10 protein-coding genes are annotated in these 10,881 nt (G+C 36.0%); 7 read left to right on the forward strand and 3 right to left on the reverse strand.

The annotated features are described in order from the left end of the window. The first annotated feature begins 106 nt into the window (after positions 1-106). Genes BBH99_RS03325 through gwsS form a run of 4 tightly spaced genes read left to right on the forward strand, consistent with a single transcriptional unit; the run spans position 107 to position 3,166 of the window. The gene (locus tag BBH99_RS03325) at positions 107-1,012 is read left to right on the forward strand and encodes a hypothetical protein (protein ID WP_066691985.1); all 906 of its coding nucleotides are present in this window, start codon (positions 107-109) and stop codon (positions 1,010-1,012) included. Beyond that, positions 1,009-1,911 (forward strand): grasp-with-spasm system ATP-grasp peptide maturase, encoded by a 903-nt coding sequence (gene gwsG, locus BBH99_RS03330; protein ID WP_066691992.1) that lies wholly within the window; start codon positions 1,009-1,011, stop codon positions 1,909-1,911. The genes BBH99_RS03325 and gwsG overlap by 4 nt, the downstream gene beginning before the upstream one ends. Then, positions 1,908-2,090: a hypothetical protein gene (locus tag BBH99_RS03335; RefSeq protein WP_066691995.1), complete on the forward strand. Its 183-nt coding sequence runs from the start codon at positions 1,908-1,910 to the stop codon at positions 2,088-2,090. The genes gwsG and BBH99_RS03335 overlap by 4 nt, the downstream gene beginning before the upstream one ends. After that, positions 2,087-3,166, forward strand: a complete 1,080-nt coding sequence (gwsS, locus tag BBH99_RS03340) for a grasp-with-spasm system SPASM domain peptide maturase (protein ID WP_066691997.1) — start codon at positions 2,087-2,089, stop codon at positions 3,164-3,166. Before BBH99_RS03335 ends, gwsS begins: the two co-directional genes overlap by 4 nt. Before the next feature lie 57 nt (positions 3,167-3,223). Here the strand turns inward: gwsS and BBH99_RS03345 are convergent, their stop codons facing one another. The 3 genes from BBH99_RS03345 to BBH99_RS03355 form a co-directional block, all read right to left on the reverse strand. Continuing rightward, the gene (locus BBH99_RS03345; RefSeq protein ID WP_066691999.1) at positions 3,224-3,601 is read right to left on the reverse strand and encodes a hypothetical protein; all 378 of its coding nucleotides are present in this window, start codon (positions 3,599-3,601) and stop codon (positions 3,224-3,226) included. Positions 3,602-3,670: 69 nt separating this feature from the next. Then, positions 3,671-4,141 carry an Lrp/AsnC family transcriptional regulator gene (locus BBH99_RS03350; RefSeq protein WP_065400659.1) on the reverse strand — a complete coding sequence of 157 codons (471 nt, stop codon included), beginning with the start codon at positions 4,139-4,141 and terminating at the stop codon, positions 3,671-3,673. Between the two features lie 134 nt (positions 4,142-4,275). Further along, positions 4,276-9,075 carry a translocation/assembly module TamB domain-containing protein gene (locus BBH99_RS03355; protein ID WP_066692002.1) on the reverse strand — a complete coding sequence of 1,600 codons (4,800 nt, stop codon included), beginning with the start codon at positions 9,073-9,075 and terminating at the stop codon, positions 4,276-4,278. A 4-nt stretch (positions 9,076-9,079) separates the two neighbouring features. Here BBH99_RS03355 and tsaD point away from each other — a divergent pair, with 4 nt between their 5' ends. The 3 genes from tsaD to BBH99_RS03370 form a co-directional block, all read left to right on the forward strand. Continuing rightward, positions 9,080-10,096: a tRNA (adenosine(37)-N6)-threonylcarbamoyltransferase complex transferase subunit TsaD gene (tsaD, locus tag BBH99_RS03360; protein ID WP_066692005.1), complete on the forward strand. Its 1,017-nt coding sequence runs from the start codon at positions 9,080-9,082 to the stop codon at positions 10,094-10,096. Further along, complete coding sequence (locus tag BBH99_RS03365) at positions 10,093-10,488, forward strand: hypothetical protein (RefSeq protein ID WP_066692016.1); 396 nt, start codon at positions 10,093-10,095, stop codon at positions 10,486-10,488. Before tsaD ends, BBH99_RS03365 begins: the two co-directional genes overlap by 4 nt. Continuing rightward, positions 10,485-10,881, forward strand: a 397-nt coding sequence (locus BBH99_RS03370; protein WP_123872974.1) for an RsmE family RNA methyltransferase, incomplete at its 3' end; no start/stop codon positions are given. The genes BBH99_RS03365 and BBH99_RS03370, both read left to right, overlap by 4 nt.

Here is a 10,881-nt window from a genome sequence, read left to right on the forward strand (position 1 = left end):
AAAATCAGAATTTTGAAAAATAAAAATGTAAATCAGAATTCAAAAAAAATGATTTTATCACAGATTTTAGATTTATATTTATTGGCCTTAACCAACACAAAAAATTATGAAAAATTACGAGCACAGGCTTTATCTATTTACTTTATTAATCATCAGCTTAGCTGTCTTTTCCTGCAAAAACAGAGAACTTAATTACATTGACTATTATAATAAAGTTTATGCTATTGACAGCATTCACAGAGTTCAAAAGGACACTCTTGCTACCATAAAAAGGTATAAAAAATTATTCAGAGAATATCCACCGGTTCAGAATGAGAGAATTACCGAATATGAAGTCTATATCAGAATGGCGGATAAATATCATAAGAACTTTGGCGGGGTAAAAAGTCTGGATAAACTATTAGCCCAAACAGCACCATACTGGCAACCTGAACCCTATTTTTATCAGCTATATAAAAGACATGGGATAGACAGCTTACAGGTAGAACAAAAATTTCTGCAATGGAGAAAAGGTCTTAATCAGGTTTTGGTGGATTCATTCTCCATCGCTTTTACACGAGACCAGTACAACAGACATGTTAAAGAAACTGTTGAAATGAATGATAACAAAAATGCTAAGCTTTTAATGTGGACCTTAAAAAATTATGGGTACCCATCATTACAAAAAAAGGGGCATCTAGGAAGAGAGGGCCAGTTGATGTCTATGGGAACTATGCTTAATCACATGGCTTATACTAAATACTATGAGTATTTTAAAACAGAATTATTACAGTATGTAAAATCCGGAGAATGCACCCCAAGAGATTATATCGAAATGGTAGATAAATACCAATATGTAAATAATGGGGCAACAATGTATGGAATATTCATACGTTACAGTGAAGCTAATCTTAGTGCGGCCGATTCCGCTAGAATTGATAAAAACCGTGCTGCTATAGGCTTTCCCAGAATGAAAACCTCTGTGAAAATTGCCAAAGACTATTTTGATAAGCTTAAAAAGCAAAAAAAATGATACTCATTATCTCTGAAAATAAAGAAAATACCACCAATGAAGTCATAAAATATCTTCTGGCCATGAACAAAAAGTTCATCCGTGTACATGAAGATGAAATTTTTGAAATTCAAACGGATCAAAAGAGATTACTTCTGGTAAGTCATAGAAATAAGTTCTACATTGATGAAATAAGCAGTGTATGGTATAGAAACGGAGGGTTAAATTTCAGAAGACTGCGTTACGAAAATGAGTCCATCAACCTCAATATGAATGAGTACCAGCACTGGCTGGAAGATTATGTGAGAAAAACTTTGGAATCTAAAAGACATATCAATAAAGAAAGCAATAGTGATGTAAACAAACTTCTGGTTTTAGAACAGGCAAAAAAAGCAGGTTTAGATGTCCCGGATTATTTCCTGGCAGATAATACGGATGAAGTAGAGCTCAATAAAACCATCATCAAGACTATTGGCGGAAATCCCAGAGCCGAAAATATTATCAAAGACTCTACCGGAATGATGTATACTTCAGTGGTGAAAGAACCTCAAAGGGGACACTTCTTTATCACCTTCTTTCAGGAAAAAATTGAAAAAGACTTTGAAATCAGAAGCTTTTACCTGAACGGAAAAGTTTGGTCAACGGCTATTTTTTCTCAGAATGATGAGCAGACCAAAATTGATTTCAGAAAGTATAACCATAAAAAACCCAACAGAAATGTACCTTATCAGCTTCCTAAAGATATTGAAGAAAAAATACATCAGCTGATGCTTTCTCTGGATCTCAACTGCGGTTCACTGGATCTTATCAAAAGCCAGCATAAATTCTACTTTTTAGAAGTGAATGCCATAGGTCAGTTTCTTGGGCACTCAATCATCTGTAACTATTCATTGGAAAAAGAAATCGCCAATTATTTATGAAAAAGAATTTTACCCCTAAAGAAAAACATCCGCTTCCACTTATTTATGACTACATGGAAATTGTGAAAAACAGAGAAAAAGAAAAGACTGCCATAAATACAACCTTGGTAAGTGAAAAATACCAGACAGATTTCTATGCAAAATCAAAACCTTACAAATTCCTGGTCAGATTCTTATGAGGTATTTTAATCTATTCAGTACTATTTTCATCACGAAAGGGGCCAATAGAATCTTAGTTTCAGACCTTCAGAGAAATACATCTGAACTCTATCCGTTAGAATTTTATGATCTTATTGAAGAACTAAAGAAGAATTCCATTGAAGAAATTCTGGAAATATATGATCAAGACTCCCAGGACATTGTTCATGAGTATTTAGAAATCTTGCTGGAAAATGAATATGGTTTTATTACAGAGAATGATTGGGACCGGAATTTTCCAGCTTTATCTTACAAATACCACGAGCCTAACCGTATGAACGACCTCTTTATCGAAATTGAAGAGATCAGTCTTTTAAAGAGACTTAGAACCTCTGTAGAAAATCTTGAGATCAGACATTTGGTCATCTATAGTTCAAAACCTTTGCTATTAGCAGATTTTGTTAACATAGATCGTATTTTCACCTCATCCGTGCTTTCAGGTATCGAAATCATTTCACCTTTTCAAAATGAAATAAATTACGCATTCATACAGAAACTGGAGCAAGAAACAGAGAGGATATATAGTCTCATTTTCTTTCAGTGTTCTCAGAAGCCTTTCAAAACAAAAGATAAATTCAGGTTTAATCTGAGCTTTATAAAAGAACCTATTAAAATATCATCCTGTGGAAAAGTAGATATGAAATACTTCAATACCAACCTTCCCAAAGTACTGGAAGCCATCAATCACAATTCCTGTCTGCATAAGAAAATCGGTATTGATGCAGAAGGAAATATCAAAAACTGTCCTCTGATGCAGGAAAACTTTGGAAATATTCATAACATGAGTCTTGAAGAAGCTTTAGAGGAACCAGGATTAAAAAAATACTGGGACATCACTAAAGATAGTATAGAAGGATGCAAAGACTGCGAATTCAGGTATATCTGTACAGACTGCAGGGCTTATACAGAACAAAACCATTATACTTCGGAAAACCTTGATATATCAAAGCCTTTAAAATGTGGTTATAACCCATATACCAATGAATGGAAAGTATGGAGCCAAAATCCTTTGAAAAAGAAAGCCATCCAGCAATATGGACTACAGAAACTAAAATAGCTTTTAAACGATGTTTAAAAGCTATTTTTATGCAGTAATAAGAGATTGAATCCCTTCTTATTTAAAAAACTTCCACTTCGGAATAATGGCCAGCATCCCAAACCCTGTAAACAGGAAAAGATTGGTAACATCCGTATACAGGAAAGTAGACAGATAGTAGTTGTGCATAAAGAAATGCAGCACCAGCAAAGCCGGGAACATGATAATTCCTACTTTTTTGTAAAAGAACATCAGTATAAGGCCAATCATCATCAGGGCATCAATTGAAAAGATAACATAAAAATACCATCTCGGAATTTCTAGGTATTCATGCTGAAGGTATTCATCAACATCTATTCCCAACCCCATTACGGTAAACAACATTAAGGCTGCAAATGCCAGTACAAATCCCCATCCTTTTTTCGGATCCTCGTCAAAATAGCTGTATTCTTCCATAGGTACAAAAATAAAGAACTTATGAGAGATTTCATAAGTTCTTTTATAGTAATTCGTTTAAAATTTGAATTAAATAGAGATTGCGTTAATCAGTCTATTTTTATCGCTTAGGAATTCTTCCATAGAGATCATACTTTCAGTTCTCATTACGTCCTGAATGTCGTCAATCTGATAGATAATTCTTTTAGCATCATCCGTATTCTTAGCTCTTACTTTACAGAAAATATTATATTTTCCGGAAATAACGCTAGCTTCAATTACGTTAGGAATAGTTGACAATTCTTTCAATACTTCCTGAGTACGGTTTGATTTTGTCAAAAGGATCCCGATGAAAGCTGTAAAGTGATAATCCAGCTTACCATAATCGATGTTTAGAGATGATCCCAAAATAATACCTGCATCTTCCATCTTTTTCACTCTTACGTGAATTGTTCCAGCAGAAACATCCATCTGCTTAGCAATTTCTGTAAAAGGCATTCTTGTGTTTTCTACTAAGAAATCAAGAATCTTCTTGTCTATTTCGTCCAGTTGATAGTTCATATTAGTTAAATTACAATTTCTTTAAAAAATCTATGTATTTTTTGCAAATTTACGAAAAATAATTTAACTAAAAAAAATATATCAAATATTAACAATAATTAACACGGATGATAAAAATCATTAAAATATTCCGATTATTTAGCATTTGATTTTATAGAATCTGTTTTTATTTCTGCTTTCTCTGCAGATACTTTTTTGTCTTTTTTCTTCTTTTTAAACAAAGAATTGAAGCTTTTACTCCACATTACCCCTACTCCATAGGCCTGATTAGCAGCTCCGTTTGTACTGATCATCCCGATATTGGTAGGCTTGGAATAGCCTCTAACCACCAAAGTACCGTCATTTTTCTTAGATAAATCGTATTCTATAGATCCTTCTCCTGAAAGATAATTATTCTGAGCTCCTGTACTCGCATCTGTTTTGGATAATGGAATTCCCAATCCTGTCTTAATATTTACCCTAGGGGAAAGTGCTACACTTACTCCTGCATTGGCTCTGTCTCCAATATTGGAGTTCTGGTCACCTTTTACATAATTCAGGTCAATCTGAAACTCGTTACTCATGGTATTAAGAACTGACCCAAGTTGTTTAAGAAGCATATTATATCCTGAAGACTCGGCTACATTCCCTACATTAACATCTACTCCTCCGGTATTGGATACATTGAAGGTACTCAGTAGAAGCACGGAACCAAACTGAAGTACTTTTTCTCCTTCCTGGCTCATTTTGGCCGCTAAAGTTTCTCTCACCTGGCTGGAAACATCCATCGCCGTCACATTTAATTCTACCTTAGGATCTACCAGGGATTCAGTAATATTGGCCTGTAAAAGAATACTTATCGGCTGTAGTTTCCCCATGCTCAGATATTCTCCTGCATTGGAAACCATTCTTACATAATTGGCTGTAATATCCAGTGCCGGCTTCATAGCATCCCCATCCCATCTGATACTGCTGTTCTTCTGGATCTGGAAAGTTTTGTTAAGGATCGCTTTAGAAACAAATGTTCCGTTGTCTACCTTATAAGTACCGTTCATGGCAATATTTCCCTGTCTGTTCATCTGGAATCTCAGCGGATCTGCCGTTCCTTTTACTGTAATGTTCCCTACATCATCTCCAATAAGGACATTTACCGTAGTTCCCTTATCTACTGCCAAATTGAAATCAATATTCATATTGGCGCCAGTCTTTTTCTTTTCTTCAAGAGTTACCAGCCCATCTTTTCCTTCTTTCAGGAATCTCAACATTTTAAATTCTTCAACATTTGAAGTAGAACTCGAGTTAAAAGTAAAGGTACTTCCGTTAAGCGCTCTCATATTAGGAGTGGTTATACTTAAACCAGATACAGGACCGGACACGTATAAATCTCCCTGTCCGTAAACCCTTCCCCAAAACAGGTCAGAATCCTTTTGTGTAGAATTCAATACCAAAAGATTATCAGCCCTCATAATCAGATCAATTCCCATTGAAGAAAGGGTTTCAAATCTTATCGCCCCGGAAATATTTCCTTTAGAATTGGTTCTTCCGTCATGCACTTCAATATTGTTGAGGATAGCAAGCCCCTTACTTAATTGGATCGTAGTGTCATCAAAAGAATAATCTACCCCTGTAAACAGAAGCTTTAATCCAAAATTCTTTAAAGCAATATCACCACTATAATCAAGGTTATTCAGCTTTCCATTAATCTTAAGATCTCCAGTTGCTTTACCTCTGAGGTTACCAAAAATAGTCTGTACGAACTGCTGGGTAAACGCCAGGTCGAAATCACGCATTTCCGCCGTCAGATCAATATCCGGAGAAGCTGTATTGTTATTAACAGTACCTGTAAGATTTAAGCTGTTGTTTCCTAAAACTCCTGCAGAATGAACCTTTACATCAATATCATAAACGTTAAGAGAGAATCCGTTGGTAGCAGAAATGGAAATATCTCCCATATCATTACCATTCATTTTAATATCATCTACCGTAAGATCTACCAGAGGCTGTAAAGTGCTTTTATCCATCTTGATTTTTACACTTCCGTTAGCCAGACCTTTTACATCCATACTGTTACCACCAGACTGCATTTCCAGCAGTTTTTCTATGGCAAAATCACTGATATCAGCATCCACATAGAAATCTTTTGCAGATTTGAACTGTGCTTCTTTTATAAACAATGCACTTTTATCAGAATAAATTCTCAGATTTCTGATATCAAAATCCCCGGTATTCTTTCTGTAAGTAATGGAATGATTAAGCTCCGGACTGGTGTCAATAGCCCAGGAAACCTCATTGAATTTAACTTCAGTAGGTTCAAACCTGAAAACATAATCACCGGCTGCATCTGTAGACTGATCTACATTAATAGCATATTCCTTAAGCTTTTCATTAATCTCATCATCCGGGCTTCCGTGTTTGAATACAGTGGCAAGATGAAGGGTGTTTCCGTTTTCATTATTCCCTTTAAGCTCGAAATCTTTAATGATATTTTTATTGTACTCTAATCTGTTGATTCTGGCATACAGCTGCTGAGCAAGGTTTGCAGTATTGATCCTTACTTTAACACTGTCTACCATAGCACTGTCTTTGCTGAGATTCTTTCTGTTGTTCACCTGATAGTCAGGATTGGAAGCAGCCAATGCTTTATCAGCATCAGTAATTTCCTCTTCTTTCGTCATGATATACTTCAGAGCAGTGGCATCAAGATTCAGGATCAGATTATTTGAATCTCCATTATACTCTCCTTCCACTGCAGCTCCGTTAGGCAGCTTAAGATCCGGCAGGAAATAGTTAACCAATCCTTGCTGAACATCAAATTTCATAGCAAAATTCTGGCCTCTGTATAATTTTCTAGGTGGCGGGCCTACAAGAATTTTTCCAACTCCGTTTTCCACCATTCCAGCTAGGTCCGCCAGGTTATATCTGCCTGATATTTTTCCGGTAGCGGCTCCTGGCGCATCTACGTCAATAACACGTCCGCCTGCTTCAATAAAGGTCTTTAATTTCGCGGATGGAATATTGTATTTCTGTGTAGCCGTTGCAAAGTAAAGATTATTGGCATTAACGTCCAATGTAAGATCATTAATGGATGACATAGACATTTTACCCTCAACCTGGCCACTTACAATCTGGCTGCCTGGTTTATTGGTAAAATAATTCATGTTCAGTTGGGTAACATCAGCATTTACATCCATCATAATTTTAGATGTACTGAAGTCTATCAACCCTTTAACCGTTGCTTTGGCCTGTTCATCATTAACAGTAATGAGCCCGTTGTATTTTTTATGGTCTAACAATCCATCCAAATAAAGATTATTGATGACCTTATCCATAATTTCAATGCTGGTAATCTGAGATTTGGTGGTAAGGCGCATTGTATTGACATCAAAACTCTGTCCGTTAAGATCAAAATTACCAGAAATCAGTCCAACTGATTTATTTTTAGTGATGACAGAAGTATTAAGATCTTTTACATCAAGGCGACCTGAGTATTTAGGCATAGCCGTGCTGTAACCTGTTAAAGAAAGTTTGGAAATTTTGGCTTGTCCTATTCCGGTCATTAGATTTCCATTCTCTACATAAACCTGATCGGGATTTACTTTAGCGGTACCATTATATTTCAGTTTTCCAAAATCATCTGCAAAATTTTTCATCTTGCTGGAGATGAATGTTGGCATCATCGCCTTCAGGTCTTTATAGGTAAAATCAGTGGAAAGGTCTCTTGTTTCAATAGAAAAATGCCCTTTCAACAGATTATCCACCTTCATTGTTTTGGTAGCAATATTCACATCCGGATTTCTGATCAGGAAGTTCTCTAAATGGAATTTATTTAAAGGACCCGTCATTTTTCCTGAAAGGTTGAACGGTTTGATATTATCCCAATTGGTTACAAAATAACTGATGTCATACCCACTCATCTGGCTTCCCTGATTGATATTCATATCCCACCGAACCTTATCTGCAAAATCCGCCCATGAGCCATCATGAAGATTGAATTTAATATCTCCCTGAAGCAATGTATGGTCTGTATTTAAAGTAAGGTCTTTTAATGACAAAAACTGCTTGGTTAAAGACAGTTCTGTTGAAAAGGTATCCACCGTATGAGATTTCCCCCATCTGGTTGTAACAAAAGACATATTGTTAATAAGTGCGGAAATATTGGGACCATTAACCTTAACACTAGGTGCCTTCAAATTAAAATTTGTAGCAGTAAGCCATTTTCCATGGTCTCCGGAAGAGTTTTCATTGACAATAGAAACTTTGGAATCGAGAATCTGAATTCTGGAATTCAATTGGAAAGGAGGTTTATTAGGATCTCTTTTCTTTCCATTATCAAAAAGCTCAACAAATCTGATAAAGTTGGAGATGCTGTCTCCTTTATAAGTAATAACTTTTATATCTGCGTTAACAAGTTTCAGGGAATTAAAACTCAGAGAATTACTGTTTCCGGAAATAGCATTTACAGCCAGAGAGATCCAGTCTGAATCAGCATAAAATTCGCGGGCTTTGATAAACTCAAGCCCTTTATAATCTTTTACTTTCAGCCCTTTAATGGTAACATCCCCAAAATAATTAACATCAACGCTTTCTGTAGAGAATTCAGACTTAAAATCATTATTCACCAGTTTTAAAGCCTGATCTGCGGCCCATTGCTTAGTAACCGGAAGATTGATGGTAATAAGAACCCCTGCAACAAGAAAAAGACCTAACCAGAAAAGAATAAGAAGGAGCTTTGCCCACCAGGTATAGCTGGTGACATCTTTCATCGCCTGTTTTCCAAACTCTTCAGCAGTTTCTACAGGATGATTAATAGCGTCTGAAGCAAGCTCAGATGCCTCTTTTACTGTCTCCCGTACTTTCCCTTCAACATTTTCAACAGTCTTTTGTACCTGATCCCCTAGGTTTTCAGCTACTGATTTTTTATTCTCATTCTCGTTATTATTCTCTAACTTTGCCATTATTATGAGCGACTCTATAATTTTAGGTATTGAATCGTCTTGCGACGACACCTCAGCAGCTATCATCAAGGGGAATTCTATTCTTTCAAACATTGCTGCGAACCAGGCTATCCATAAAGAATATGGAGGTGTGGTTCCTGAATTGGCTTCGCGAGCCCATCAACAAAATATAATCCCCGTTGTTGAAAAATCTTTTACCAAAGCAAATATACAACAAAATGCAATCTCTGCTATAGGATTTACACGCGGCCCCGGACTTTTGGGATCACTTCTTGTAGGAACATCATTTGCTAAGTCTCTGGCTATGAGTCTTAATGTTCCGTTAATTGAAGTTAATCACCTTCAGGCTCACATTCTGGCCCATTTCATCGAGGATGCAAATCCTGTGCCGCCTACTTTTCCTTTTCTTTGTCTTACCGTAAGTGGCGGTCATACCATGATCGTACTGGTAAAAGACTATTTCGACATGGAAATTATCGGGAAAACTACGGATGACGCCGCTGGAGAAGCTTTTGATAAAATAGGAAAAATTTTTGACCTGGATTATCCTGCGGGACCTATCATTGACAGGCTTGCTAAAGAAGGAAATCCTGATGCTTTTACATTCAATAAACCGAAGCTGGAAAACTATGATTATTCTTTCAGCGGAATTAAAACATCTGTTCTCTATTTTATCCAGAAAGAAGTAAGGAAAAATCCGGATTTCATTAAAGAAAACCTTAATGACCTTTGTGCTTCTGTGCAAAAATGCATTATTGAGATCTTAATGAACAAACTTGAAAAAGCAGCTAAAGACCTTAATGTAAACGAAGTGGCTATTGCAGGTGGAGTTTCTGCCAATTCAGCATTAAGAAAGGCGATGGAAGACAACAAAGAAAAACTTGGATGGAATATCTACATTCCAAAATTTGAATATACCACTGATAATGCAGCCATGATTGCCATGGTAGCACAACTGAAATTCGAAAGAGGAGAATTTACAGATCTGAGGACTTCTGCTACCGCAAAATACGATTTATGAAAATACTCTTAGAAGAAAAAGTACTGGGAACACATTCTAAAAAGAATTCAAAATATTATTGGGTTTTAGAAACCGTTACGGGAAAAATTGAAAATCCGGAACATTCTCTGGATTATTCTCCGTCAAGCTCTGAAAAAGGATATATCCAGGATATAAAAGAAGAGATTCTGGAAAAAATCAATTCAGAAAATCTTTTTAGCTTCCCTTATACTCCAAAAGAAGGTGATTATTTATCCATTAAAAACAACTTGAGAAAACAGGAGTATTTAAATCTTATTTTTATTAATGATAAGTGGATAGAAGAAATATTCATGTGCAGTTACCGTGAATGTGATACGGATATTTATACAACGATAAAAACAGGAGTGGCATTCTTAACCCAGGATATATGAAATTATTTTACGGAGATATAGCAGGCAGTAAAGTTACCATCAATGACGAGGAACAACAGCATATTGTAAAGGTTCTTCGAATGAAAGCAGGAGAAGATATCCATGTAACAGATGGAAATGGAACTTTGGCTTCAGGAAAACTGGTTATAGAAGGGAAAAAAGCTGGGATTGAAGTTTCAAAAATTAAAAATGATCTTCCAGGCTTTACCCCTAAACTTCATATCGCCATTGCTCCTACAAAGAATATTGACAGAATTGAGTTTTTTGTGGAAAAAGCTGTGGAAATGGGCATTTCTGAGATCAGCATTATTGCTACGGAAAAAACAGAACGTAAAAATATCAACATCGATAAGATCAGAAAACAGGCTATTGCTGCCTCTAAACAAAGTTTGA

It is taken from the genome of Chryseobacterium contaminans, from assembly GCF_001684955.1.
GTDB classification, from domain to species: Bacteria; Bacteroidota; Bacteroidia; order Flavobacteriales; family Weeksellaceae; genus Chryseobacterium; species Chryseobacterium contaminans.